This window comes from Mucilaginibacter tolerans (assembly GCF_030519375.1).
Lineage (GTDB): Bacteria > Bacteroidota > Bacteroidia > Sphingobacteriales > Sphingobacteriaceae > Mucilaginibacter.
In genome coordinates this window covers 40,270-67,079 of sequence record NZ_JAUMKB010000025.1, presented here as the reverse complement: position 1 = coordinate 67,079, position 26,810 = coordinate 40,270, and the positions used below count along the sequence as shown (strand labels likewise).

The 26,810-nt window shown below is 40.5% G+C and carries 26 protein-coding genes; 14 read left to right on the top strand and 12 right to left on the bottom strand.

Features of this window, described 5'->3' with window-relative positions; all coding sequences use genetic code 11:
- Positions 1 to 93: 93 nt before the first annotated feature.
- Both Q3A68_RS22075 and Q3A68_RS22070 read right to left on the bottom strand, forming a co-directional pair.
- A complete protein-coding gene (locus Q3A68_RS22075; protein ID WP_302903314.1) occupies positions 94 to 285 on the bottom strand; it encodes a hypothetical protein in 192 nt (63 codons plus the stop codon).
- Positions 286 to 693: 408 nt separating this feature from the next.
- Positions 694 to 1,410, bottom strand: coding sequence for a DUF4397 domain-containing protein (locus tag Q3A68_RS22070; RefSeq protein WP_302903313.1), 717 nt, complete (start codon positions 1,408 to 1,410; stop codon positions 694 to 696).
- 142 nt (positions 1,411 to 1,552) lie between these two features.
- Between Q3A68_RS22070 and Q3A68_RS22065 the strand changes: the two genes are divergently transcribed.
- From Q3A68_RS22065 to Q3A68_RS22055, 3 genes are all read left to right on the top strand, one after another.
- Entirely contained in the window at positions 1,553 to 1,873 is a 321-nt protein-coding gene (locus Q3A68_RS22065; protein WP_302903312.1) for a phosphoribosylpyrophosphate synthetase, read from the top strand.
- Positions 1,874 to 2,017: 144 nt separating this feature from the next.
- Entirely contained in the window at positions 2,018 to 3,790 is a 1,773-nt protein-coding gene (locus tag Q3A68_RS22060) for an ABC transporter ATP-binding protein (RefSeq protein WP_302903311.1), read from the top strand.
- Positions 3,771 to 5,531, top strand: coding sequence for an ABC transporter ATP-binding protein (locus Q3A68_RS22055; RefSeq protein WP_302903310.1), 1,761 nt, complete (start codon positions 3,771 to 3,773; stop codon positions 5,529 to 5,531). Before Q3A68_RS22060 ends, Q3A68_RS22055 begins: the two co-directional genes overlap by 20 nt.
- A gap of 66 nt (positions 5,532 to 5,597) precedes the next feature.
- Here Q3A68_RS22055 and Q3A68_RS22050 read toward each other — a convergent pair whose 3' ends face one another.
- Positions 5,598 to 6,785, bottom strand: a complete 1,188-nt coding sequence (locus Q3A68_RS22050; protein ID WP_302903309.1) for a Gfo/Idh/MocA family protein — start codon at positions 6,783 to 6,785, stop codon at positions 5,598 to 5,600.
- A 284-nt stretch (positions 6,786 to 7,069) separates the two neighbouring features.
- Between Q3A68_RS22050 and Q3A68_RS22045 the strand changes: the two genes are divergently transcribed.
- Positions 7,070 to 7,774: an NUDIX hydrolase gene (locus Q3A68_RS22045; RefSeq protein ID WP_302903308.1), complete on the top strand. Its 705-nt coding sequence runs from the start codon at positions 7,070 to 7,072 to the stop codon at positions 7,772 to 7,774.
- A gap of 5 nt (positions 7,775 to 7,779) precedes the next feature.
- On the opposite strand, the gene Q3A68_RS22040 is transcribed toward Q3A68_RS22045, so the two are convergent.
- Complete coding sequence (locus Q3A68_RS22040) at positions 7,780 to 9,924, bottom strand: sensor histidine kinase (protein WP_302903307.1); 2,145 nt, start codon at positions 9,922 to 9,924, stop codon at positions 7,780 to 7,782.
- Between the two features lie 121 nt (positions 9,925 to 10,045).
- Here Q3A68_RS22040 and Q3A68_RS22035 point away from each other — a divergent pair, with 121 nt between their 5' ends.
- A complete protein-coding gene (locus tag Q3A68_RS22035; protein WP_302903306.1) occupies positions 10,046 to 10,495 on the top strand; it encodes a response regulator in 450 nt (149 codons plus the stop codon).
- Positions 10,496 to 10,639: 144 nt separating this feature from the next.
- The gene (locus Q3A68_RS22030) at positions 10,640 to 11,656 is read left to right on the top strand and encodes a PorP/SprF family type IX secretion system membrane protein (RefSeq protein ID WP_302903305.1); all 1,017 of its coding nucleotides are present in this window, start codon (positions 10,640 to 10,642) and stop codon (positions 11,654 to 11,656) included.
- 4 nt (positions 11,657 to 11,660) lie between these two features.
- Here the strand turns inward: Q3A68_RS22030 and rpoN are convergent, their stop codons facing one another.
- On the bottom strand, positions 11,661 to 13,136 hold the full coding sequence (gene rpoN / locus Q3A68_RS22025; RefSeq protein ID WP_302903304.1) for an RNA polymerase factor sigma-54: 1,476 nt from the start codon (positions 13,134 to 13,136) through the stop codon (positions 11,661 to 11,663).
- Positions 13,137 to 13,323: 187 nt separating this feature from the next.
- On the opposite strand from rpoN, the gene mscL reads away from it, so the two are divergent.
- The gene (gene mscL / locus Q3A68_RS22020; RefSeq protein ID WP_302903303.1) at positions 13,324 to 13,737 is read left to right on the top strand and encodes a large-conductance mechanosensitive channel protein MscL; all 414 of its coding nucleotides are present in this window, start codon (positions 13,324 to 13,326) and stop codon (positions 13,735 to 13,737) included.
- Between the two features lie 84 nt (positions 13,738 to 13,821).
- On the opposite strand, the gene Q3A68_RS22015 is transcribed toward mscL, so the two are convergent.
- Positions 13,822 to 14,703, bottom strand: coding sequence for a ChaN family lipoprotein (locus Q3A68_RS22015; RefSeq protein ID WP_302903302.1), 882 nt, complete (start codon positions 14,701 to 14,703; stop codon positions 13,822 to 13,824).
- Positions 14,704 to 14,872: 169 nt separating this feature from the next.
- On the opposite strand from Q3A68_RS22015, the gene rpmH reads away from it, so the two are divergent.
- The 4 genes from rpmH to tsaB all read left to right on the top strand — a co-directional run bounded on the left by rpmH (position 14,873) and on the right by tsaB (position 16,423).
- A complete protein-coding gene (gene rpmH, locus Q3A68_RS22010; protein ID WP_302903301.1) occupies positions 14,873 to 15,031 on the top strand; it encodes a 50S ribosomal protein L34 in 159 nt (52 codons plus the stop codon).
- 70 nt (positions 15,032 to 15,101) lie between these two features.
- The gene (rnpA, locus tag Q3A68_RS22005; RefSeq protein WP_302903300.1) at positions 15,102 to 15,494 is read left to right on the top strand and encodes a ribonuclease P protein component; all 393 of its coding nucleotides are present in this window, start codon (positions 15,102 to 15,104) and stop codon (positions 15,492 to 15,494) included.
- Complete coding sequence (gene yidD, locus Q3A68_RS22000) at positions 15,491 to 15,733, top strand: membrane protein insertion efficiency factor YidD (RefSeq protein ID WP_302903299.1); 243 nt, start codon at positions 15,491 to 15,493, stop codon at positions 15,731 to 15,733. Before rnpA ends, yidD begins: the two co-directional genes overlap by 4 nt.
- 3 nt (positions 15,734 to 15,736) lie before the next feature.
- A complete protein-coding gene (tsaB, locus tag Q3A68_RS21995) occupies positions 15,737 to 16,423 on the top strand; it encodes a tRNA (adenosine(37)-N6)-threonylcarbamoyltransferase complex dimerization subunit type 1 TsaB (protein WP_368045696.1) in 687 nt (228 codons plus the stop codon).
- 6 nt (positions 16,424 to 16,429) lie between these two features.
- Here the strand turns inward: tsaB and Q3A68_RS21990 are convergent, their stop codons facing one another.
- Complete coding sequence (locus Q3A68_RS21990) at positions 16,430 to 17,851, bottom strand: DUF5723 family protein (RefSeq protein ID WP_302903298.1); 1,422 nt, start codon at positions 17,849 to 17,851, stop codon at positions 16,430 to 16,432.
- Between the two features lie 152 nt (positions 17,852 to 18,003).
- Positions 18,004 to 19,587 carry a hypothetical protein gene (locus tag Q3A68_RS21985; RefSeq protein WP_302903297.1) on the bottom strand — a complete coding sequence of 528 codons (1,584 nt, stop codon included), beginning with the start codon at positions 19,585 to 19,587 and terminating at the stop codon, positions 18,004 to 18,006.
- Between the two features lie 81 nt (positions 19,588 to 19,668).
- On the opposite strand from Q3A68_RS21985, the gene Q3A68_RS21980 reads away from it, so the two are divergent.
- Both Q3A68_RS21980 and priA read left to right on the top strand, forming a co-directional pair.
- Positions 19,669 to 20,061, top strand: coding sequence for a DUF423 domain-containing protein (locus tag Q3A68_RS21980; RefSeq protein ID WP_302903296.1), 393 nt, complete (start codon positions 19,669 to 19,671; stop codon positions 20,059 to 20,061).
- Entirely contained in the window at positions 20,061 to 22,547 is a 2,487-nt protein-coding gene (gene priA / locus Q3A68_RS21975; protein ID WP_302903295.1) for a replication restart helicase PriA, read from the top strand. The genes Q3A68_RS21980 and priA overlap by 1 nt, the downstream gene beginning before the upstream one ends.
- Positions 22,548 to 22,551: 4 nt before the next feature.
- Here priA and Q3A68_RS21970 read toward each other — a convergent pair whose 3' ends face one another.
- A complete protein-coding gene (locus tag Q3A68_RS21970) occupies positions 22,552 to 22,896 on the bottom strand; it encodes a hypothetical protein (RefSeq protein ID WP_302903294.1) in 345 nt (114 codons plus the stop codon).
- Between the two features lie 131 nt (positions 22,897 to 23,027).
- Here Q3A68_RS21970 and Q3A68_RS21965 point away from each other — a divergent pair, with 131 nt between their 5' ends.
- Complete coding sequence (locus Q3A68_RS21965) at positions 23,028 to 23,684, top strand: protein-L-isoaspartate(D-aspartate) O-methyltransferase (protein WP_302903315.1); 657 nt, start codon at positions 23,028 to 23,030, stop codon at positions 23,682 to 23,684.
- Between the two features lie 50 nt (positions 23,685 to 23,734).
- On the opposite strand, the gene smpB is transcribed toward Q3A68_RS21965, so the two are convergent.
- From smpB to Q3A68_RS21950, 3 genes are read right to left on the bottom strand one after another with little or no spacing between them, the layout of a single operon-like run.
- On the bottom strand, positions 23,735 to 24,187 hold the full coding sequence (smpB, locus tag Q3A68_RS21960; RefSeq protein WP_302903293.1) for an SsrA-binding protein SmpB: 453 nt from the start codon (positions 24,185 to 24,187) through the stop codon (positions 23,735 to 23,737).
- A 26-nt stretch (positions 24,188 to 24,213) separates the two neighbouring features.
- A complete protein-coding gene (locus Q3A68_RS21955) occupies positions 24,214 to 26,112 on the bottom strand; it encodes an Nramp family divalent metal transporter (RefSeq protein WP_302903292.1) in 1,899 nt (632 codons plus the stop codon).
- Positions 26,109 to 26,759, bottom strand: a complete 651-nt coding sequence (locus tag Q3A68_RS21950) for a metal-dependent transcriptional regulator (RefSeq protein WP_302903291.1) — start codon at positions 26,757 to 26,759, stop codon at positions 26,109 to 26,111. Before Q3A68_RS21950 ends, Q3A68_RS21955 begins: the two co-directional genes overlap by 4 nt.
- Positions 26,760 to 26,810: the final 51 nt, after the last annotated feature.

The following is a 26,810-nucleotide window of genomic DNA, read 5'->3' as shown; positions in this document are numbered from 1 at the left end:
GGATAATCTTGCTGCTATTTGAATATTGTACTTTTATTTATTATTAATCCTGTATCGTTTTTTTAGGACTAGTCAATGATCTTTAAAGACTTGTCATGCATGATGGTGATGATCCGGCTCGTCTTTTTTAACGTAACTCTGTAGGTCGCCGTTTTCATCAATTGCCCATTCGCTTAATTCCATTGGGTTTGTTTTTTTCTGTTTGCTATTCCTTGGCCCCCGCAATGGAAGAATAATAACTAATAGTAGCGCACTTATTTCAAGCACCAGGTATAATGTTGTCATGTTAATTATTTAGATGACTATTTACAGCAATTTTATTGCCATTACTACGGTCAGGATTGTAAAATGTTTTATAAATGACTGATATTGTATTGTTTACACTGATTATCTTTTGTTGTTAAAATATCGTTTTGTTGTAAATAATATCAGCATGATAGGACACTATTATCAAAATTGAAACAGTACTGCAACTTTAATGAAAGTAAAATAAAAATTGCTTTTTAATAAAATGCCAGAATTAATTTTCAGGTTCAACTGACAATCTGAAATAATGTCAAAATCAAATTTGTTGAAATTCCGCCCACCTTTTGAAACAGATCAATTTGATAGTATTTTATCGAAGTGAGAGAGAGCAAAAAAAGAAAGCAGACCACAAATGTGCCTGCTTTCAATATCAGGTGTAGGAAATGTTTAATAATACGCGTTTGTTACGATGCTTGCCATTAGTTGCTCTTCCGGTATAGCAGTATTGGCAAGGCCATGCAGCCATATAGTATATACCAGACCACTGTTCAGGGTTACCCCCGAAAGCGTTGTCAAAACTGTATTTGTCCCGTGCCGGCGTACTTCGAAAGTGTAGGTCTTACCGGCAATTTTTGGAATAAATGATGAAAAACCTTTAAACGCTTTATTGCTCACAAAAGCGGCACTGTCTTTAACAGCCAGGTCGACGGCTGGCGCATCGGGGCTTACATTTATAAATCGTACAGTCGCCATTCCGGAAGAGGGCCGACTGATCGAGTCGTTGACCAGTAGTATTCCGGGATTGGATGCTGTATTCACCATAAATAGTGAATAGGCAATATTGGGCTTTAATGTGATAGTGTCAGAATAAACTAAACTCGTGCCACCGGTATGATAAAGATTTACAGTCCGCAAACCTGGGTAGGCCTGGAAATAATCTATACCGTCTCCATAATTCAAAGGGGTCTGGTTGACTTTATTGCTATTGAAATAAAGATCCAAAGGTTGCTCGCCGGGCGATGCCTGAAAAAAAGTGACATAAGCTAATGGGGGAGGTGTGTAATCATTCTTGGTTTTTAAGCATGAAGTAAACACCAGTGATATAAAACAACCTATGCCCAACAATGCGGTCCATCTATTTAATGGGTTGCTGTAAATTTTCATAGTAATTCGTTTAGTAAATATAACCTTTATCAGACATTACGTGTTCATTATTAAGAATGCTACAACCAACAATAAAATTCCTGATTTCGGCTATTTAGGGTAAATTTACTTCTATATTGCACCGGCCAAACCATTATTTGCTATGAAACAAGAATTTCACTATGCTACAATAACAGAGGCTATTGAGCAACTTCATAAAAAGGGGTACACACTGGATTTTAACCTGCAAAAAGATAAGCTTGTTGCCGATGGAAAAGAATACGTCGCCGCGGACTTTGAGATAGCTGATCTGTATCGGTACGAAGGACAGTCAGATCCTGGAGATGAAGCTACTGTGTATGCACTAGCCTCTGAATCAGGCTTAAAAGGCTTGTTGGTTTCTGGTTATGGTATTTCAGCTGACTCAGAATCTGAGGAGACAATCAAGCACCTTCATTACAAATACCAGCAGGAAAATTCATAATCCGGGATTTTTTAAAATCTTTTTTATTCTCATTCGTCTTTGTCTGTAAAGACGTTCATCACGCGAATTGATTTTTAATTTCGCGGCAACCCTAACAAAGCTTTATTATTTTTACCAAGCCAAAAGAAGACTACTAAACCATATATGCCTGAAAAAGAACCAAAAAAAGATAAAAAGCCTGGCATCTTCAGTCTGCTAAAACCATACCAGGGACTGGTAATGCTGCTGATATTATTTGCACTCATCAGTAACAGTATCAGCTTATGGTTGCCAAAGATCATATCGCACGGAATAGATGACTACATTAAAGCCTACGTTTTACATTTCGGCAGATCGTTTCATTTCGATTTAAGCCCGATTATTATAAAATTCTCAATAGCGATGGTGCTGATCTTCATATTTTCCTATCTGCAAAGTATTATTCAAACCTATGCTTCTGAGAAAGTAGCCCGCGATATGCGCTCCCGGTTATCAGAAAAGATATCAAAACAGAGTAATGGGTTTATCGACCTAATCTCCCCTTCGAAACTATTAACCAATCTTACCGGTGATGTCGATTCGATCAAAATGTTCGTGTCGCAGGCACTGGTTTCTATTGTATCATCGGTGTTTATTATTGTCGGTGCAAGCATCATGCTGCTAACCATTAACTGGAAGTTGGCTTTGTGTGTGATTGCTATCATCCCTATCATCGGTATCACATTTGCCGTAGTGCTAAAAAAGGTGAGAGTATTGTTTAAAGAAAGCCGGGCGGTGATCGACTGGCTGAATAAGGTCATCAATGAAAGTATTCTGGGTTCTGCTTTGATTAGGGTGATTAACTCCCAGCAACTGGAGTTTGATAAATTTCTGAAGGCCAATACTAAGGCCCGGGATTATGGGCTTTCCATCCTGAGATTGTTTGCAGGACTGATCCCCGTTATCACCTTTACTGCTAATATGGCCACACTTTCTATATTGGTTTTAGGGGGGCATTTTGTGATAAACAAAACCATGTCACTGGGTGATTTCGCTGCATTTAACAGTTACCTGGTGCAATTGATTTTCCCGATCCTGGTAATAGGTTTTATGAGCAATATTATTGCCCAGGCCACCGCTTCGTTTGAGCGTATCGATGGGGTATTAAATGCACCAGAGCCTCCGCAAACCGGGACAATTACCGAACCACTGCAAGGCAATATTGAGCTGAAAGATGTAAATGTGATTTATGGTCAAAAGCCGGCTTTAAAAGATATTTCTTTTTCGGTTGAAGCCGGATCAAAAATAGCAATCATAGGCCCAACCGCGGCTGGCAAATCACAGTTGTTATATCTGCTGACCGGTCTGATAAAACCCAATTCCGGTACGATAGAATTTGATGGCCGGCCGATCGACGCTTATAAGAGCGAAGCCTTTCACAGCCAGGTTGGATTTGTGTTCCAGGATAGTATTATATTCAATATGAGTATTCGTGAGAATATTGCCTTTAGTGATACGGTGACCGACGAATCGCTGCAAAAAGCCATTGATACTGCCGAGTTGCACGATTTTATTAATGCATTACCTGAAAAATTGAGCACTGTAGTTTCAGAACGTGGCGCAAGTCTTTCAGGTGGGCAAAAGCAGCGTATTATGCTGGCACGGGCATTGGCTGTAAATCCGAAGATTTTATTGCTGGATGATTTTACCGCTCGCGTAGATACCAATACCGAGAAGAAGATCCTGGAGAATGTACACAAGAATTATCCGGGACTGACATTGATCTCAGTAACACAGAAAATAGCTTCGGTTGAGCAATATGATCAGATCATCCTGTTGATGGAAGGCGAAATAGTAGCTACAGGCAAACATGACCAACTGATACATACCTGCACAGAGTACGTACAGATATTTAACTCACAGCAAAGTACCAGCAATTATGAATTACGATCTAAATAAATTTTCGGCGCAGCAGGAAAAAACATCCACCCTGGCAGCACTGAAAAGGCTGCTGGAGCTGATCAGGCATGAGCGCAAAATTCTGTGGTTTGCGTTGATAGCTATTCTTATTAACTCGGGGGTGAATTTGCTTGGACCATTAATGATCGGGCATGCTATCGATAAATATGTGATTCCTCACGATTATCATGGTGTATTAGTCTATTCGGCTATTCTATTGGGAATGTATTTCTGTGGTTTGGTAGCGAGTTACCTTCAAACTAAATTGATGGGTGGAGTGGGGCAGCGAATGCTTTATACTTTGCGAAACGCCATATTCAACAAACTACAGCAGCTGCCGGTTGCTTTCTTTAATCAAAACAAAGCCGGTGACCTGATCTCGCGCGTGAATAACGATACGGATAAGATAAATACCTTCTTCAGTCAGTCTCTGATGCAGTTCATAGGCAACCTTTCCATAATGATCGGGGCTGGTATATTTTTATTGTGTATCAATCTTAAACTGGGGGCCGCAACTGTTGCTCCGGCAGCATTAGCCTGGATATTTACTAAAATATTATCTCCATGGATAAAAAGAAAGAATGCGGTCAACCTAAAGAGTGTGGGAGCGATGAGTGCGGAGATACAGGAGAGCCTGAACAATTTTAAAGTGATCATCGCCTTTAACCGGCGCGATTATTTCCGCAAACGTTTCGACGAGGCGAATAAAGACAATTATGCCACCTCCTTAAAAGCCGGAATCGCCAATAATATTTTTTTACCGGTGTATAGCTTACTTGCTGGTGCGGCTCAATTGATTGTTTTAGCTTATGGTATTTATTTAATATCAATAGGTGATTTTAGTGTGGGTTTGCTGGTGAGTTATCTTTCTTACGCTAACAGCTTTTATAACCCATTAAGACAATTGGCTACCTTATGGACAAGCTTTCAGACTGCTATGGCGGGGTGGGATAGAGTATCGCAAATACTTTCATTGGAAACCAACCTTGTAACGGTGACTGAGAAATTTAAAGAAACGTCGGACGCATTATTGGAATTCAGAAACGTACGCTTTGCATACCCGGGTGGCAATGAGATACTGCATAATATCAATTTCAAATTGGAACGGGGTAAAACTTACGCATTGGTAGGCCCGACCGGTGGCGGTAAAACAACGACAGCTTCTCTGATTGCCCGCTTATATGACCCGACACAGGGCACGGTCTTTCTTGATGGGAAAGATATACGCTCTTATGACGCCGAGGTGCGGACTCGAAAGATCGGTTTTATTTTGCAGGAGCCGTTCCTGTTTACCGGCACTGTTAAAGAAAACATTCTTTATGGTAATGAACTGTATAAAGACTCAACCAATGAAGAACTGGAACAGGCACTTGGTGAGGCAAGTTTAGACAGTTTACTGGCTATTTTTGAGAACGGACTTGAAACAAAGGTATTGTCATCTGGTGATAGCATCAGCCTAGGTCAAAAGCAATTAATTGCTTTTATGCGTGCGGTTTTGCGTAACCCAGAAGTGCTGATATTGGACGAGGCCACGGCAAATATTGACACCATCACAGAGCGTTTACTGAGTGATATCCTCGAAAAACTACCAAAAACTACCACCCGTGTCATCATCGCGCACAGACTCAATACTATTCAGAACGCTGATGAAATATACTTTGTTAACTCAGGTGAGGTAATACCAGCCGGATCGTTGGATCATGCAATCAATATGTTGTTGCAGGGCAAAAGAGTTAGTTGATTGAGTTGAACAGAGAATAGTTGATTGAGTTAACTCAGTCAACCCAATCAACTACTTAACTAATTATCACAAGTCCCTTCGCTCAACTGCCCCGGTTTTCTTGTCTTTTAGGATTAGTTTCTTTTCGCCATTTGGGAGGATCTCTTCTTTAATGAGATAATACTGTTCATCATATGAAGCGAAGTCATGTCCTTCGGTCACATCAGTCCGGCCGCGCCATACATCTAATTGCACTGGTTCCCAGTTGCGCGATTTTGCTGAGCGGTACGCTGCATCGATGATACAATTTACCACATAGCCATCATAAAAGCTTTCCATCGGCTCACGTTTTTGTTCAATTGACTCAAACATATCGGTAAACATATGGCTATAGCCCAGTTCATGTACCTCATCGCCAACAGGGAATAACCAGCCGCTGCTCGATTCAGCTTTTTCGGCAACATAATTAGTGCCTTTTCCTGTACTGAACATTTCAAAACCTGTACGCAGGAAGTTGTTCAGCCAGATAGTGCCTTCGCTACCCATTACCTCGTCGCGCAAGTCCATTCCGCCACGGAAACACCAGCTTACTTCAAACTGACCGATCACGCCATTGGCATATTTTACTAAACCAATTGCATGGTCTTCAGCTGCGATGGGATGTACCTGTGTTGCTGCCCAGCACATCACCTCAACTGGTTTTATATCTTTTCCAATGAAATTTCTTGCTATCTCAATACAGTGACAGCCCAGGTCGACAATAGCGCCGCCACCTGACTGTTCTATATTCCAAAACCAGTCGCTATGCGGGCCGGGGTGGGTTTCTCTTGATTTTGCCCACAGCACGCGGCCAATGCTTCCGGCCTTTACACTATTAAGTGATTTCAGGAACTTAGGGGTATAACAAAGGTCTTCCAGGTAGCCGCCCATAATGCCAGCTTTTTCTACCAGTTGCATCATCTTTTTAGCTTCTTGGCCAGTACGGCCTAATGGTTTGGTACAAAGAACATGCTTGCCGGCTTTGGCACATGCCTCAACGGCTTCTAAATGCAGGTCATTGGATAAAGCAATCACCACCACATCAACATCAGGGTGTTCTACTACTTCAGCCAGGCTGTTACTGTAATGGGGCAGACCGTAATCTTTAGCAAATTTTTCGGCTCTTTCCATACTGCGTGAATACACGCTGACCAGGGTATCTTTTCTACGCTGTGCATTCAGCGAGTCAGCATAAAAGCGGGCGATAAAGCCCGAACCAAGCATAGCAATTTTCATTTTAGGAGTGAGATTTAGTTAGATTATGTTGATTTAGTTGAATATGTTTTCGGACATTTTGAACAGGTTCTTATCTTATGTTGAGCTACTATCTGGCCAAAGTTAAACAGCTAAAAGGCATCTAAGTGGTTTACAAGTTAAATCTATCATATTACAATCTATTTTATATAACCTTTCTTTGAAAATTGTTTTAATTTCGGATTAGATTAATATTAGAAAAAGGGTAACGTATTAATTTTTAATACTTCGAATTTATTTTTACAATTGTAAACCAAACACTTTTTATGCAGAGATATACCGGCGCCAAAAGAATTTTAGTTGCAACAGATTGTATCATTTTTGGATTCGATGGCTGGAATATAAAACTGCTGTTGGTGCAACGGGCTATTGAGCCTGAAAGAAACAAGTGGAGTTTGATGGGAGGGTTTATTCAACCGGATGAATCGCCTGAAGATGCCGCTATACGTGTGCTGGAACAGCGTACAGGCTTGAAAAATGTATACATGGATCAGTTCCATGTTTTTGGTAAGCCCAACCGTGACCCCGTTGAAAGAACACTGTCAGTGGCTTATTATGCTTTGATCGATATACATCAGTATGAACAGCAGATAAGCGACGAGTACCATCCTGAATGGTTTTTACTAAACGAATTGCCTGACCTCATATTTGACCATGCTGAAATGGTAAAACTGGCATTACGGCAACTGCGTTATAAAGCTGCTTTGCACCCTATTTTGTTTCAATTATTGCCCGAGAAATTTACGATACCACAATTGCAGGCATTGTATGAAGGTGTATATCAAGCCGAGTTTGATGACCGCAACTTTAGCCGTAAGTTGCTTTCAACAGGTTTGCTGGTGAAATTGCCGGAAAAAGATAAAGCATCGTCTAAAAAAGGTGCATTCTACTATCGGCTGGATCAATCACATTATCAGGAAAACATCGAATCATTTTTGAATCTTGTACCAAATCCGGATAAATTTTTTTAAAATCTTCACTCCAGGTCTTTAGGAAGAATAATAGTAAATGTACTTCCTTCGCCGGGTTCAGATTGTACTTCAATTTTCCCGCGGTGGTCTTCGATTATGCCAAATACAATCGACAGGCCAAGGCCAGTTCCCTCTCCAACTTCCTTAGTGGTAAAGAATGGGTCGAATATTTTTTGTTTTACTTCTTTATTCATACCAATTCCTGTATCGGTTATCTGAATAATGATATTCTCTGTACTGTCGAAAGTGGTAATCGATATGCATTCATTATTCTGACTTTCTTTGGCTTTTATGGCCTGTATGCCATTGTTAATAAGGTTCATCATTATCTGATTGATCTTGCTCGGATAACAATTCAATAAAGGAAGTTTACTCAACACTGGTTTAATCTCAATATTGTAGGGTATCGAACTCCTTAACAATATCAGCGTGCTTAGTACGGATTTGTTGATGTCTGTTAGTTTAAGTATTTTTTCGTCTGTGCGGCTAAACGTACGCAGGCTTTGTATAATTTCTGTAGTACGATGAGCCCCTGTTTCAATTCCGTCGAGCAGGCTCATTATCTCACTCTTCAGAAAATCAACATCTATATTTTCCTTATATTGATTGGCAAGGTCGAGTAATTCTTTTTTATCAGGTTTTTCTCCTGCTTCTTTGTATTTATCCAGCAGAGAAAATATCTCCAGAAAATCTAACCGCAATGGTTTTACGTTTGAACTGACAAAGTTGATCGGATTATTAATCTCGTGCGCAATTCCGGCTGTGAGTTGGCCCAAAGAGGCCATCTTCTCGGTTTCTAACAACTTTGTATGGGTCGACTGGAGATCTTCGATTGTCGCTGAAAGGTTTTGATTGGTTTTTATCAATTGATTGGTCCGCGCATTGACTTCTGATTCAAGCAGAATATTCTGCTCAGTGATCAGCCGTTCATTTTCCCTGGCTATCGTAAGAGAAAGCTGCTGCATTTCAATTGTTTGTTTGCGGTAAAACCTGATCTTGTCTGCAAGGGCTATTGAGAAGAGCATTAATTCAACAGAAGCGCTATAAAGCACAATATTGGCTGTAAAATCATTATGCTTAATAAACCCCCTGCTTCGGGCTACAGCTATCAGTACCGACACCAAAAAAATGCCCCAGCCAATCATGAAATATTTTGCTGGCTTAAAACCTCTGAAGTATAGTATCCCGCCTATAAATAATAAACAGACAGCGGTTATCACGCTCGAGTAGGTGATGATATTGTAAGCAAATAATACAAACCCGGTTATAATTGCGATAAAGGCTGCCGTATACAAAGCATAAAGCAGGTAATAGAATTTAAAATAAGATTTAAGCGTTTGTTTGAGCTGAAGAAATTCAGATGTAAATAGCAATACTGAATACCCGAAAAATATCCTGGTGAAGGGTATGAAATAGTTATTTAAGATGGCCTTTTTTGTTAAAAAGAAAGTAATACCATAGCCACGCAGGAATAATTGGGAAAGACCCAAAAAAATAATATAGAAAACATAGTACAAATAGCTTAGATCTCTGACAATGGTGTAAAGCATTAAATTATAGAAGGCCATTATTAATACGATACCCATAAAGCCCCCAGCAACTATATTATTAAAATCTGCGCTTCTGAAATATTCGTTAGCGCTGCTTATCTGAATTGGTATAACGCCTGGAGAGCTGCTTTTCACCCTGAGATAAATTGTACGGATTGAATCAGGGAAAATGATACAATTAATAAAGGTGTTATTTTGCTTAATAAGTTTTGAATCGCGGGACGGGATATCTGAGGTCAAACTAATTATATGTTTGCTTTTCTCCGGGTCGGTATAATAAATGTCAAAATTGTCAATTACGCCCGGGCCAATGTTAATTGGTACAAATGCTCTTGTTGTTTTGTTCTTTAGTATAAACTTAAGCCAGGTTGTCGGTTTTGAGTAATTCAGTATGGGCAATGAGGAACTAATGGGGTGGAAATTGGGATTAGATATAACATCATTGATTTTATAACGACTTGCAGTGTCTTCCAACTCAAAAAAATAATTGTGAGTTAAAAGCTTTGTTTCCTTTTCGTGAATAGTTAAAGTATCTACCTGAGCGGCAAAAAGCAAAGTATTTTGTACGATAAGGTATATGATTAGGAATATTTTTCTCATTTTTACAAATGGCTTTTTCGCAATTGGTATGATTTACCATTAAAAATGCACAGAAAATTAAACTTTTAAGAATATTTTCAGTTAAAGTTTGTATACCTAAAACTCTAAAAAAATTAATTGTATGTCTTTCGGAGTACTGTACGTTGACGATGAGATTAATAATCTGAATAGTTTTAAGGCAGCGTTCCGGCGCGATTTTGACATATATACGGCTCAATCGGCCCGAGAAGGACGAAAAGTTTTGGATACTAATGAGATCGGAGTAATCATTACTGATCAGCGTATGCCGGGTATGACCGGTATTGAGTTTCTGGAATCTATTTTACCTGTGTATCCTGATACAATCAGGATTCTTCTCACCGGGTTTTCAGACATGAATGCAGTAATGGATGCAATCAACAGGGGGCAGGTTTATAAGTACCTCGTAAAACCCTGGCAGAATGACGAGTTGAAGCTCTACATCCAGAACGCATTGGAAATTTATCACCTGCGTCGTGAAAACAAGGACCTGGCTCAAAAATTGCACCAGGCTAATCTACAATTGGCTCAGTTGAATAAACAAAAGCAATAATTTTTTATTTCCTTTACTGATAACCGGGATAATAGGTTTTGGTATATTCGCTTAGCGACTTTACTTTTTGTTGTTGCCCTTATATTTTTAGAACCTTATTAACACCAAGTCCATTTTTACATAGTGTGGTATTGCTGATCAGGGATGAAAAAACTTTTACATACGTTTATTCTGCTTTTGCTATTTCAGTTAAGCAATGCACAGCAAAAACCGCAATACACACAATATGTATTTAATAATATCTTACTAAATCCGGCGGTTACAGGCATTGAAAATTATATTGATCTGAAAGCAGGTTACCGCAGCCAATGGACAGGGCTCCAGGGAGCACCGATAACGAGCTACCTGACTGTCAGTGCGCCGTTCGGATCGGATTTTGTGCGTGGTGATGCAGCCTCGATGTCGCCCGGCAACGAAGCAAACCCTTATAGCCGTTTGTACAGCCAGAACTACGAAGCTGCCGAGCCACACCATGGTATTGGTTTTATGATGGTATCCGATCAGGCCGGTCCGATTAGTACCACCAATATCAATGCAACTTATGCTTATCATCTTGGTTTGGCAAGCAACTTTAATTTATCACTTGGCGTTGCAGGAGGTCTGAATCATATTAGCCTTAATACTTCTCAGCTATTATTGGAGAACCCCAATGATCCGGCAATTACAAATGGGAACAACAGTCAATGGAAACCCGACTTAAGCATAGGTGTTTGGGGGTACTCGGCAGATTATTATTTCGGTATTTCGGCCCAGCAATTGTTATCTCAAAATCGATATTTTACTACTACTAATAAAAGCTATAACCAAAGCAAAACTGTGCCTCAATATTTTGTGACTGCTGGTTACAAAATGTATTTATCTGATGATATAACATTAATGCCGTCGGCTCTGCTGAAAATTATACAACCAGAGCCAGTTGCTTTTGACGTTAATATGAAGCTGGCTTTCAGAGATAGATTCTGGATAGGAGGGGCTTACCGGAATCAGGATTCAGTTGCCGGACTTATGGGTCTTAATATCAGTTCGCTGATCAATATCAGCTATTCTTACGACTATACGACCTCTGCCTTGCGTACAGTAAGCAACGGCACGCACGAGATTGTAATAGGTTTGATGCTGAATAACCAGGATCGGGTAGTGTCGCCACGACATGGGTGGTGAAATTTTAGAGCTCTTTGCGTAGTCTTGCAACCGGAATATTCATTTGCTCACGGTATTTGGCAACCGTTCTGCGGGCAATATTATAGCCGGCATCTTTCAAAATCTCTGTCAGCTTTTCATCAGCCAATGGATGTCGCTTGTCTTCCCGGCCAATATGTTCTTCCAGTATCTTTTTCACCTCTTTGTTAGATACTTCCTCGCCGCTTTCAGTTTGTATGGCCTCTGAGAAGAAGGATTTCAACAGAAAAGTGCCGTGCTCGGTTTGTACATATTTTGAGTTGGCCACCCGTGATACGGTCGAGATATCCATACCTATCCTGTCGGCAATATCCTTTAGGATCATTGGCTTCAGGTTCTTTTCATCACCGGTCAGGAAAAACTCGTACTGATACTGCATGATGGCATTCATTGTTTTTAACAACGTTTGCTGACGTTGTTTTATAGCATCTATAAACCATTTTGCCGAATCGAGCTTTTGTTTTACAAACTGAACCGCTTCTTTTAGTTTTTTATCTTTTTGAGATGCCTTGTCGTAATGCTCAAACATTTCCTGGTATGAACGGCTTACCCGGAGTTCGGGTGCGTTTTTTGCGTTTAAGGTCAATACCAGTGTGCCATCGTTATTGGAAATATGAAAATCAGGTATCACCTGCATTTGCTTGGTGTTAACTTCGCTGGAATCACCGGGCTTAGGATTGAGCTTTAGTATTTCATTGATCACGCCCCTGAGCTCAACAGAGTTCATATTTAGCGATTTTTCCAGTTTATCGTAGTGTTTACGGGTAAACTCTTCCAAATAATTTTCAACTACCTGGATGGCCTTTTTTATGATTGGATCTCCGTTTTCTTTCCGCCTAAGTTGTATCAGCAAACATTCCTGTAAACTGCGCGCCCCTACACCCGGAGGATCAAAGGATTGTATCACCTTCAGCATTTCCTCTACTTCTTCATCCTCAGCAAATATATTTTGCGAGAAGGCAAGATCATCTGTAAGTGAAGTAGTAGAACGGCGAAGGTATCCGTCATCGTCAAGACTGCCGATAATTTGCTGACCTATCCTGAAATCTTTATCTGATAAAGGAAGCAAGTCGAGCTGTGCCTGTAAGTTTTCAAAAAACGAACTCTGCACAGCTATCGGTATTTCTTTACGGTCATCCTCATCATCCCCATTTTGATCATAGCGTGAACCGTATTCGTTCAGATTGTCTTCCTGTAAGTAGTCGTCGATATTGAATTCGTCCGCCGGCCCTTCATTTTCATCGCTATTGTAGGATTCTTCTTCCGGATCGCGGTCAGGGTATTGTTCTTCGGGCTCGTTCAGATTGGTTAAACTTAAATCTTCAAGCGCGGGATTTTCCTCCAGCTCTTCTTTTATGCGCGTATCAAGCGATACTGTAGGTACCTGCAACAGCTTAATAAACTGTATCTGCTGCGGGGAGAGCTTTTGTAAAAGTTTCTGTTGAAGATTCTGTTTTAACATAATTAGACGGCCAAAAATACATCAATTAATGTTAACTAAAAAGTTAACTTTTTGATTCGGCTTACATCCCTTTAACGTAATCTGGTTATAAGTGTTTACCTTGCCGGGGTAATAATATTTTTTTGAAAAGAATATTTTAATATCTTTAATTAACTAACAATCCTATTCACTAAATCCTTTTTTTACTATGGCTATTGTAAAAGAATTTAAAGAGTTCGCCATGCGCGGCAATGTAGTCGATCTTGCTGTCGGTGTCATCATCGGTGCTGCCTTCGGAAAGATCGTTACTTCTCTTGTAAATGATATCATAATGCCGCCGATAGGCTATCTCACCGGTGGAATTGATTTCAAAAATCTGAAGGTTATTATTAAAGAGGGGGATCCTGCTAAAAAGATAGCTGATGTTTCTATCAACTACGGTAACTTCATCAATACGCTTATTGAATTCCTGATCGTTGCCTTCTGTATTTTTATGATAGTGAAAGCGATTAATTCTCTTAAGAAACCGGAAGAGGCGCCAGCGCCTGCTCCTGATCCAGGGCCTACCAAAGAAGAAGTTTTATTGACTGAGATAAGAGATTTACTGGCGAAAGGGAAATAATAATAGTTTAATAACAGAAATATGCTCATGCCCTGATTGGTTTATGCTGGTCGGGGTATGTTTATTGAGTGATTTTGTATTGAATTAATAAGTCCTGGGAAGTTTCGGATCGGTCAAAATAATGTAGTCGTTATTCTTGCTGAATTTGACCCAGTCGGGGTTGTCGAAGTTTTCATCTGAAAATATAGCTATATTCATTATTCTGACCTTTGATGAATATTTCTTTAGCTGCGCTGCTGCGCCCAATTTTTCTTCGCTGTGAAAACCTCCGTTTAACTGTAGTATTTTATAATCCTTATGTTTTTTTAAGAATTGTGCGATAGACCAACCCATGGTTGCATCCCACAGGTTTTGCGCCTGGTACATTTGCATCCCGCCCATATTACTGCTATGCCCACCCATTATCTGCAGAAACTTTTCGTAATAGGCACCTGTTGCAGTATCTATTGGCAGCGGCGGAAGCCACGCTTGACCTGTCTTGCTTAGCTTTTCTAAACTGGTTAATCCCATCCTGTTCACCATATTTACATACCGGGCAGGTGCATTTGCTGCTAAAACGGGTATTTGTTGTGTTTTTGCCAGTTCTATTAGTGAACGGTAATCTTTATAATTATGCCAGGCGCGCGCTTCCGAAATAAAATTCTTTTCACGTATCAAGCCTTCCAGGTATTCGTTTAGTACATTCTGACAATCAGTTTCGAACATTTCCATTGACAGCGCCGTTTTACCGGGATAACTTGCTGCTAATTTGGTTAGAAAAGTCAGCTCAAGAACATGGCAGGTGGAGTCATTGTGTTCTTCTCCAAAGAAAAGGACGCCTGCATTGCTCATGTCGCTAATGATATCATCGACGGATATTATTTTCTGATTTCGGGTGTCGTAAATTTTGTAATGACGAGAAAAATCTTCCTGGCAAAAGGCAAACAACGGCAGTAACAGGAGTGATAAAATAATGCTGATCTTCATAACAATGCGAGTAAATTTAAGTAAATAACGCTGTATATATTTAAATTGCACCTTTAGTTTGTTGCAAAATAACCTATTCAACAAATAAGTAATTTGTATTTGACAAGTTTAAAAAATACGCTACATTTGCACTCTTGTTTTTAAAAGCGACGAATAGAATAAAAATACAATGAAAAGAACGTTCCAGCCTTCTCAAAGAAAAAGAAGAAATAAACACGGTTTCCGTGAGCGCATGGCAACTGCCAATGGCAGAAGAGTATTAGCAGCAAGAAGAGCCAAAGGCAGAAAGAAATTAACAGTTTCTGACGAACGCAGCCACAAAGCATAATTTAGACTAAATTGCTTATTCCTCCATATGGGGGTGGGGGCCGGCTGTTTTTACAATTGCGGTTCTGATCATGAGCAAAACATATACTTTTACAAAAGAAGAACGTTTATGTAATAAGAAGCTGATCGATCAGCTTTATCATAACGGTTCTTCTTTTTTATGTTATCCTTTTAAGGTTTCGTGGGCCTTGTCTGCTGATCCGCAGCCATTTCCGGCGCAGGTATTATTCTCTGTATCCAAAAAGCGATATAAAAAAGCAGTCGACCGTAACCTGATAAAGCGACGCCTGCGTGAGGCTTACCGCCTGAACAAACACCAATCCTTATATTCGTTACTGAGTGATGCCGGCAAAAACATTGTTTTTTCAATTAGCTTTATAGGGAAAGAAATAGCCCCATATGACTTTATTGAAAAGAAGATGCTCAAATTGTTATCGCAGCTTTCGGAGCAGGTGACCAAATGAAGATAATTATTGACATATTGAAAAAGATAGTAGGTAGCTTTTTCGTTATCCTGATCAGAATATACCAATACTTTATCTCGCCACTCACCGGCGCTTCGTGCCGTTATACACCAACTTGTTCGCAATATGGCGTTGAGGCCATAAAAAAATACGGAGCCTTTAAAGGGGGCTGGTTGACTTTAAAACGTATTGCCAGTTGCAATCCATGGGGAGGGCATGGCCACGACCCGGTACCTTAAAATATGATGAGCCTGATATTACAAATAGAAACCGCTACTACCGTATGTTCGGTAGCGCTTTCAGAAAATGGAAGCGTATTGGCGCATAAAGAAATACAACAACGGAATGTTCATGCCGAGGTGATTACCTTATTTATTGATGAGGTGCTGAAAATGGCCGGAAAGCAATATAGACAGTTGAACGCAGTTGCTGTAAGCTGTGGTCCTGGCTCGTACACTGGATTGCGGATAGGCATATCGGTTACAAAAGGCTTATGCTATTCATTGGATATCCCATTTATCGCTGTTGAAACGCTCGAAGCAATGACTGACGGGATGATTGCTGAAACCTCAGATAACGATGTGCTGTTTTGCCCGATGATTGACGCTCGCAGGATGGAAGTGTTTACTGCCATTTTTGATGCGGAAGGCCAAAGGATAAGATCCACCTCAGCCGAGATAATAGATCAATATAGCTTTTCAGACTTACTCAAAACCAATAAGATCATATTTTTTGGTGATGGTGCAGCTAAATGCAGTGAAGTATTAGGTGCAAATCCCCATGTTCAGATTATCCCAGATTTCCAGAATTCAGCACTACACCTTACCGAAAAGGCAACTGAAAAATTTATAAATAAGGATTTTGAGGATACAGCTTACTTCGAGCCGTATTACCTGAAAGACTTTATAGCCGGGAAAAAGTCTGTTTAAGCGATATTAATATGCTTTAAATATTCTGTTCCACAGCCGGGCCAGGAAACCTTTGTTGCCATCAGGGATGGTATTTGCATTTAATGGATGTTCAATCACTGGTCCGAATTTTAGGGCGAATCCCAGATAGAAATCAGCCCCGGTAAATGAACTATTAGCGTACGTAGCCGTTTTGCTTGTTGAACTGGCAAAAGAGAGTGTACGTGTTAAACGATCGCTACCAATAAAGATCTCCATATTATTGGGCTTATACATCAATTGTAAACCGATATTAAACAAGTTTAAATTGTCATATGAAGCCATTAAACTGCCATTGAACGCTTTGTATTGAAAATGGTTGACCATTGCCCCGGCAAAACCATCATAAAACAGGTCCTTTGCTACAATGAGTGTCGGCAAATATTTTAGCGTATTGTCGTCGTTGAGATAATACGATTTAGTTGCGCTTAGTTCTGCACGACCGTTAGTGGATGAATTAAAAGAGGTGGTTTGAGACCCTGATGTGAATAAATCATAAACGGCACCATATATATTCTTTTCGCGTTTGGCTGAAGATAGGCCGGTTATGGTTGTTGTATTATCAAAATTGCTAACGACCGAATTACTATACCAATGAATAAATCCAAGGTCCTTCAGGTTTCCCTGGAAGGTAATATTATCATCGGTTGTATATGACAGACCGGCGCTGAATTGTAATCCGGGGCTGCGCGATGTCGGATAAAAGCTCTGCTTGTCAAAAGCGCCAGGGCCTTTACTATACGAATATTTTCCTCTGAGCGAAATAGTTGCAGCATCATTTAGCCTGTCAAAACTCAAATGGGATTCGTAAATATCCAGTTTGGTATAATCTATCCCCATTAGCAAACCCACTTTAAAACCTACAGCAACCTGATTACTTATTTTTTCGCGATAAGTAAAACCAAGATCATGATATATCTGGTTATAAAAGTGGTTGTTGAGGACATTATCATAAATATTGTCCGGAAAAGTAGAAGGCCCGTTAAATAAGCCGATTGATTCATCAGTAAATACGCCTCTGCCCTCAGATTTGGTTTCGAAAAAAAAGCCCAGTTCTTCATAACCGTTCAAACTGGCAAACATTTTAAACATCAGGGTATATGCTGAAGCATTCGCATTTACCCGGTTTAAAGCACCACTGCCAATTTGAAGTGAGGAGTTATCATATTTTGAGCTGAATGCCCTGCTCAGCAGAGTTGACTGAGCGTTGCCAGTCAGGAAAAAATTGCCATCAAAGTTGGGAACTAGGAAATTAAAGGCATATTTTTTACTCGTATCAGGTATAAAAGATCGTTGTGAAGGGTTCTCGAATGAATCGAATAAAGTACCCGTATTGTACAACGAATATTGTTGCGAAAAGCCCGTAGCTGCTATTAACAAGAAACAAGAAATAAGTAAAATCTTCTTCATTAAAGTGAATAAGGGGGCTTTTATTAGCGTAAAAGTATTAAATATAAGCTTTTTAAACTTTATTATATAATGAAATTTAAATTAAGCGCTAGTGCGTTAAACGAATTTTAAACCCGATAGTTATCTTAAATATACATTTTTTTGAAAAACTTTTATCGGGCCGTAGTATCGGTACTTAACTGCATACAAAAATTGGTGTAGTAATTTTTGTCGGATGATGTGAGTTGCCAGGCAGCAGCATAGTAGTCTTTCCAGCCAGGTGAAGTACGCTCAAAGGCTTCATAAAATGCTGGTTTCATATCTTCTTTAAAAAGTTGCAGTGCATTCTTGAACTGTATAAAAAACGACAGGTTACTTCGCTCGGAAAGCAATTTATCAAACTGGCTATAACCGTCTGTTTTATTAAGAAATTTCCTGTTGTTATAGCTGTCATCGTAGCTTTTCATTTCCAGGATACTATTTGTTAAAACAAGATAATTATCAAATACCTTAAAATAAGGTTTTTTAAAGGCGCTAAATGCCTCACCCAATAGCAATTGGGGTATTTTCTCGTAATTGAATAATCCTGTATTGTTGTCACCCATCTGGCTGATATTGCTAAGCAAGGTTCGTGCCCGTGATCCGTCTTTTACCTGGATAATGGCAATCCGCTCATGAAAACGGGTTGTGATTTCTGCAAATTCGTTGCTAAGTAATTTTGTAAATTCTTTTTTCAGTGAGATACCGGTCTCTGATTTAACTTTATTGATGAGTTTTGACCTTTCATCTTTTAAATTGGCCCTGGACTGCCAGTCGCTCAGATCGGATTCGAATTTTTCCGGATCAGAAACCGCAAAACTGGTGCTGTATGCGGTTGTGGAAGGGAAAATCTCTTTCAGGCGGGTCTCTATAGGCTGTTGATAGCTAAAAATACCAAGGTAACTGTCATCCGGGCTGTCTTGTAACTTAGTCGATCCATTGAACATCAAGGCGTCGTTCTTATAGTTTAAACTTAATGCTGCAAATGCTGGAAGTTGTCGGAAGGATCTGAATAGGTCTGGGTTCTTGTTTGCAAATATCTGCGAGAACAGGGGTGATAATGCCTTATAGTTGATATATAAATTGGCCAGGGAATTGGAGCTTTGCCTATCGGAAAGTAAAACGAAAGCCTGCTTCTCTTTCTGATAATCATATTTTGAACATTCTTCGATCAATGGTTTTGAAAAGCTCCCGGAAAGTGTCTGATCGTCTTTGTTAATCAAATAAAACCGGCGCTTAATATCACTCAGGTAAATAACATAGCCTTGTTTTTCACCAATACTAAAAGTGTTGAGTACTAAACCATTTTTCTTTTGTTTCGATAGCTCATCAAACAGCTCCGGCTCGAAGCCTTTCGGGATAGATATAGTGACCAGAAAATCAATATCATCCCCTTTTTGCGGGTGAATGGATATGTATAGGTTTTGACCCGATAAATGCGGCTCGATTACTGGGTTTTGCAGTATTCTTTTCTTAAGCGCTATTAGTTCGGTCATTTTATCCTCACCAATCAGGCTCATAAAAAGCTTATTGCCGGTAAAAATGTCGTATAAGCTTTTTTCGTTGTTGAACTCAAGTATCAGTGAAGCATCATTGGGGATTGTCCGAAGGGCCTGGGTGGTTTGTTGTGAAACGCCGCCCAGGTTTTTGAAATAGACCACGGTTACCAGCACAGTAGCTATAAGCAATATTATGGTGGCAAATATGAGTCGCTTCATCTTGTGTATTACAAAGGTAGATTTTTACCGTATAGCCGTAAAGTAATACTTTCAATTGGTAACTTAGCACTTTATATCTACATGAACAGACGAATTATTATTACCGCTTCGATATTTGGCCTGTTGGCGGTAATCTCAGGTGCTTTTGCCGCTCACGGATTAAAACAGTATTTATCTCCATCGCAATTAGAAATATGGCATACGGGCGTTCAATACCAGTTTTATCATGTATTTGCGTTGCTGTTTTTAGCTATGTTTGCTAAACCCGAAAGCAGGTTGACGGATGCGGCTTATTATCTTTTTACTTTTGGCATAATCTGCTTTTCCGGTTCGATATATTTATTAGCCTGCCGCGAACTGCTGGGTTGGGGATGGATAATTGCAATGGGGCCGGTAACACCACTGGGCGGTTTGATGTTCATAGCCGGATGGGCAACGATGGCTTTGGCCGCTTTCAGAAATAAACAGTCGTAATGCTCGAATTTGCCGAAGTACAACATACCGATCGGGAGACGCTTTTTGTCGAGGTGATTTTGCCTTTGGCAATAGCGAAAAACTACACCTATCGCGTCCCTTTTCATCTGAATAATGAGGTGGTACCAGGCAAAAGGGTGGTAGTGCAATTCGGCAAGAGCAAGTTATATACTGCGATAATCGCCTCAATTGGTATCCAGGCCCCCGAAAAATACGAGGCCAAATATCTGATGGAAATTCTGGACGATCGTCCGGTTGTTTCTGAACGTCAATTGCAGTTCTGGCAATGGCTGGCCGAGTATTATATGTGTACGGTAGGCGAGGTGATGAATGCCGCGCTGCCGTCGGCACTGAAACTAGCCAGCGAGACAAGGGTTGTTCTGAATAAGGGTTTTGAATTTGATAGAACTGCTCTGCACGATAAGGAATTCATGATCGTCGAGGCGCTTGAACTGCAATCAGAACTTACGGTTGGCGATATTGCCAAATTGCTTGGCCAAAAAACAGTGATGCCTATTTTGAAATTAATGTTCGAAAAGAACATTATCAATATTTCAGAAGAGGTAAGCGGGCGTTACAAACCACGCAAGAAGACGTTTATTAAACTTAACCCGATTTATAACGATCCTGAAAATTTAAAGGAACTGTTCCCGATACTGGAAAAGCGTGCACCTAAGCAAGCAGATGCTTTGCTGGCCTATATTAAACTGGCGCGTCATCAAAAAAATATTTCGAAAAGTGAATTGGCAGAGGAAAGTGGAGCGGGTGATGCGAGTATTAAGTCATTGATTGAGAAAGAGGTATTTATTGCCGAAGAGAAGAATGTCAGCCGTTTATATTTTGATGAAGAGGAATTTAGCAGCGATTTTTTATTAAGTCAGAATCAACAAACTGCACTGAATGAAATTAAGGAGCAGTTTGAACAAAAAGATGTGGTGCTGCTGCATGGGGTAACCTCATCGGGTAAAACGCAGATCTATATTCGGTTGATAGAAGATATGATCAACTCGGGCAGGCAGGTGCTTTATCTCTTGCCGGAGATCGCACTTACAACCCATATCATTGAGCGTCTTCGGCAATATTTCGGAAGCAGTATTGGTGTTTACCATTCCCGGTTTAATGATAATGAAAGGGTAGAGGTCTGGCAAAAGGTATTGAACCACGAATATAAAGTGGTGTTAGGTGCACGTTCATCGATGTTTTTACCTTTTGATGATCTGGGATTGATCATTGTGGATGAAGAACACGAAACCTCGTACAAGCAATTTGACCCCGCTCCCCGCTATAATGCCCGCGATGCAGCTATTTATTTGGCCAATACTTATCACAGCAAAGTGCTTTTAGGTTCGGCTACACCTTCGTTTGAGACGTATTACAATGCTCGTATGCACAAATATGGCTTGGTTGAATTGCTGGAACGATTTGGTGGTGTAGAGTTACCACAAACTGAAGTCGTAAGCATATCTGAGGAGATCAAAAAGAAAACCATGCAGTCGCATTTTACCAGTGTGCTGATGGAAGATATGGTAAAGGCGCTTTCAAACAAAGAGCAGGTAATTCTCTTTCAGAACCGCAGAGGCTATGCGCCATTGCTAATTTGCCGAAGCTGCGCCTATACACCCAAGTGTATTAATTGCGATGTAAGCCTTACTTATCATAAAAGCAGCGGGAAGCTGCATTGCCATTACTGCGGATATAAGGAAGATGCTCCATCCATTTGTCCAGCATGTGGTTCGACACATTTGGAATACAAAGGATTTGGTACTGAAAAAGTAGAAGACGAGCTCGCTATGTTGCTCCCTGAAGCCAGAATTAGCAGGATGGATCTGGATACTACACGCTCCAAAAACTCCCTGCAAAATATCCTGAATGATCTGGAAGAGAAGCGGATTGATATCTTGGTTGGTACACAAATGGTAGCAAAGGGACTGGATTTTTCAGATATTACAGTAATAGGAATCATTAATGCCGATAGTTTATTAAAATATCCCGACTACCGGGCTAATGAACGTAGTTTCCAGATGCTGGCGCAGGTAAGTGGTCGGGCAGGGCGCAGGGGCAAACAAGGAAAGGTTGTGATTCAGACTTATGACCCCAATCATCGGGTGATCAAACAAGTGATCGAAAATGATTACAAAGATCTTTACCTGACCGAGATGGAGGAACGAAGAAGTTTTAAATATCCCCCGTTTTACCGCATCATCAACCTGGATATTAAGCACAAAAATGCAGATATTTTATACAACCAGGCCGAATACCTGGCAGCAGAGCTCCGGAAGAATTTTGGTGACCGGGTAATTGGCCCGGAAGTGCCGCTGATCAGTCGTATCCGCAACTATTATATCAAATCTATTATGCTCAAATTTGAGAAGGATGGAGTGTCGATTAATCGCGCCAAAGCAGCTATCCGGGATATTATCACGCAGTTTCAAACTGTCAAACTTAGCAAAGGGAGTATCATTCAGCCTGACGTCGATCCGTACTAAGCTATTATCTGCCCTTGATATCGGTGATATGAATAACCGGAATACGAGTGTTCGGGTTCATTCCGCATTGAAATGCGGCGTCCGAAAGCTCAAAATTGACCGTAATATTTAATTTGTCTTTTTGAAATTCTGTGGGAAGGTTATCAGCGTGATAAAAAGTCACCGAATCTGTTTGTACCAGATAGTCGCATCCGTCAGCAGCAACAGGGCCTGTATTAATGATAGTGGCTTTAATGCCCGACATGGTTGGTTTAATCGAGATTGTGTTTCCCTTATGACAGCTTAAAGCAATCATAGTAAATACCCCAAAAGCAATAGCCGGCGATATTAAAATCCTGCACTTTCTCATAACGACTTTTTTAGCTTTACGTGATGGAGAGTTGTAACGATACAATTATACCGGTAATAATTTAGTTGTGGACAAATTGAATGAATTTCACAAATGCTAAAACCCGCTTTTTGTATAACTTTGCCTGTGTAATGGCTTATAAATTTGTTGATAATTACCGCGAAAAAGGTGCCCGTAAACAGTTAGTTGATATTCTAAAAAAGAAGGGCATTGACGATGAATCAGTACTAAAAGCTATAGGGAAAGTTCCACGCCATTACTTTTTTGATGAAACTTTCTGGAACCAGGCTTATAAAGATATCGCCTTCCCGATAGGCGAAGGACAAACTATTTCGCAGCCTTATACTGTTGCTTATCAAACACAACTACTGCACATTAAAAAAGGGAATAAGGTGCTTGAGATCGGTACAGGGTCGGGTTACCAGGCTTGTATATTGATGGAACTTGGCGCTAAGGTTTATACAATAGAACGCCAGGAAAAATTGTATGAAAGAACTGTGCAGGTTTTGCCTTATATGGGGTATAAAGCACATTTCTTTTTAGGCGATGGCTCCAAGGGCATTCCTGAACATGCGCCATACGATAAAATTATCGTTACCGCCGGCGCACCCATGGTACCCGAAGAATTGTTAAGGCAATTAGCTATTGGCGGCATATTGGTAATCCCCGTAGGCGATGCCGAAACCCAAAAGATGGTCACCATATTAAAAACAGCCGAGAATGATTACGAAAGGCACGTTTTGGATACATTTCGGTTTGTGCCACTCGTGGGAGATAGAGCGTGGTGAGGTAAGCAGCAGTGGCAGCAGCAAGTAGCAGTAATTGACTGCAACTGCCACTATCTTTTCATCGCCCTATCCATCTCGATCTTTGTGTCGCGCTCTTTTAAAGTATCACGCTTATCGTAAGTCTTTTTACCCTGGGCCAAACCGATCTCCAGCTTAGCAAAACCACGCTCACTAATAAACAAGGCAAGCGGAACAATGGTCAAGCCCTTTTCTTCGCCTCGTGTTTGTAGCTTCTTTAGCTCTTTTTTGTTAAGCAGCAGCACGCGGTCTCGCTTGGCTTCGTGGTTATAAAATGAACCGTAGGAATATTCGGAGATATGCAGATTGCGTACATATAGTTGGTTGTCGATAAACGTGCAAAAGGCGTCATTCAGGTTGGCTTTGCCGTCACGAATAGACTTGATCTCGGTGCCCAGCAGTTTTATGCCCGCTGTGTATTTGTCGAGAATCGAGTATTCAAAATAAGCTCTTTTGTTTTTTATATAGATATCCTGCTGGCTCATCCCTGCTATTTTGACGCAAATATAGTTTATTGTGGTTTGACCACAAGCACCGGAACATTCACCTTGTGCCTGACAGAATTTACTGTAGTGCCAAAAATCAGGTCTTTGATCGCTTTATGACCATGGGAGCCCATCACAATAAAATCAATTCTTTCTTCATTCACAATTTTTGCAATGGCGCTGGCGGCTGTGCCATAACCTATTCTTGCCTCAGCTTTATAACCGAGCTCCTCTAGTGCCGAGACATATTTATTCAGGTTATCTACATCACTTTGCGTTTCATGGTCCATTACCTCGGTGCCGTAATAACGCGCCCCGGCTGTCTCAACCACATGTATCAGTGTATATTTGGCATGCTTGTGGCCTTGCATAATGGCATGTCTGATGCACTCCCGGTCATTTTTTGAGAAATCTATGGTAACAGCGATATGATTATAAGAGATTGCCGTCAGATCGGTAATGGTGGTTGCCAGGCCATGCGGTACCTGTGCCGGACGGTCGTAATGTTTAAATAATAGTGGCCTTAAAAATACATAAATCAGTAATGCTGCAACGCCGATTGTTATAGGCACAACCAGCCCATATATCCATCCGGAAGCAGATGGATATTGCTTTATCCAATCGGTGATCTGGTCGACCACTAATTTGCCATTTAATCCAATGATCAAAATAGCGCATGCCCACGCCAATATTCTAACCTTTAAGCTTATAGCAAATTTACCCATCCTTTTGCGGTCTGACGTAAAATGGATCAAAGGTACAATGGCAAATCCCAATTGCAGACTAAGTACCACCTGACTTAATATAATGAGGCTGCCTAAACCACCTTCGCCAAAGTAAACGATGGTTAACATTGCCGGAATAATTGCCAGCAATCGTGTAAGCAGGCGGCGCAGCCAGGGCTCAATACGAAGGTTGATGTGCCCTTCCATAATGATCTGCCCTGCCAGGGTGCCGGTAATGGTAGAGCTTTGTCCGGATGCAATTAAGGCAATAGCGAACAGGGTAGGCGCAAGAGCTCCAAAAATATGTTCCAGTAATTTGTAGGCATCCTGGATTTCGGCCACCTCGAAATATCCGTTTCTAAAAAAAGCACTTGCAGCCAATATTAATATAGCTGCGTTTACAAAAAAGGCAAGATTAAGAGCTATGGTCGTGTCGAAAAGGTTGAACTTGATGGCTGACTTAATTCCTTCATCCGTTCTGGTGATCTGGCGCGTCTGTACTAATGAAGAATGCAGATACAGATTATGCGGCATTACTGTTGCACCGATTATCCCGATTGCTATATAGAGCATTTCGTGGCTCACCTTATCACCTTTAAATAAATTGCTGGGGATAAATCCTTTAGCTATACCCTGAAAATCAGGTCCAACTATAAACATCTCGATTAGATAAGAGGCCCCAATGATAGATATCATTGCGATAATAAAAGCTTCCAGTTTTCGCATGCCTTTGTTCATCAGGAAGAGCATTAATACAGTGTCCGTAATAGTCAGAGAGACACCCCATATCAATGGCAAATGAAACAATAGCTGTAAACCGATGGCCATACCTATAATTTCGGCCAGGTCGCAGGCGATGATCGCAATCTGAGCCAGGATATAAAGACAGAAATTTGCAAAACGCGGATAAGTATTTTTAGAGGCCTGGGCCAGATCGAGCCCGCGCACTATTCCCAATCGTGCACTTAATGATTGCAATAACAATGCAATCAGGTTTGAAACGAATAGCACCCATATCAATTTGTATCCAAAGGCGCTGCCGCCTGCAATATCAGTTGCCCAATTACCCGGGTCCATGTAGCCGACACTTACTAAATAAGCAGGGCCAATAAATGCCAGTAATTTGCGCCAGCCTATCTTATTCTCTGTGGCTACGCTGCTATGTACATTACTTAGTGATTGATGTTGTTCGGTATTCATATAGATATAAGCAGATTATTAGCCACTTCACGGCTGATATGAATTTTTTTATCTTCTACTAATAAAATAACCGAATGATCATAGTCATTTATCTCGGCTACCTTTATCGTTTTGCCAATGGTTAATTGCATTCTCTCCAGGTATTGCAAAAATGCAGACGAATGGTCCCTAACACCCGAAATAATGCCCTTCTCGTTTGTGGTAAGTGCTGATACAGGTTTTAATTCGTGTGTTTTAAATAATCCATTGCTGTCTGGTATAGGATCTCCGTGCGGATCATATCTGGGATTACCCATAAAGTTGTCCAGCCGGTCGATTAACTCTTTTGATGAAATATGTTCGAGTTCCTCCGCTACATCGTGCACTTCGTCCCATTTAAAGTTGAGCTTCTCGACCAAAAAATATTCCCAGAGCCTGTGCTTACGGATAATGCTAATGGCAATTTTTTCGCCGGAAGGCGTAAGGGTAACGCCCTGATATTTGGCATAGTTGATCAGTTCCTTGTCAGCCAGTTTCTTGAGCATGTCCGTCACTGACGCTGCTTTTGTATTCAGCGCAGCCGCAATCTGATTAGTACTTACGCTCTCAGATTGTAAGGATAGATGATATATTGCTTTTAAATAATTCTCTTCAGTAAAAGTATTCATTTAAACAAATCTAATAATAATTTTAGACTAATCTAAAAATTTTATTCAAAA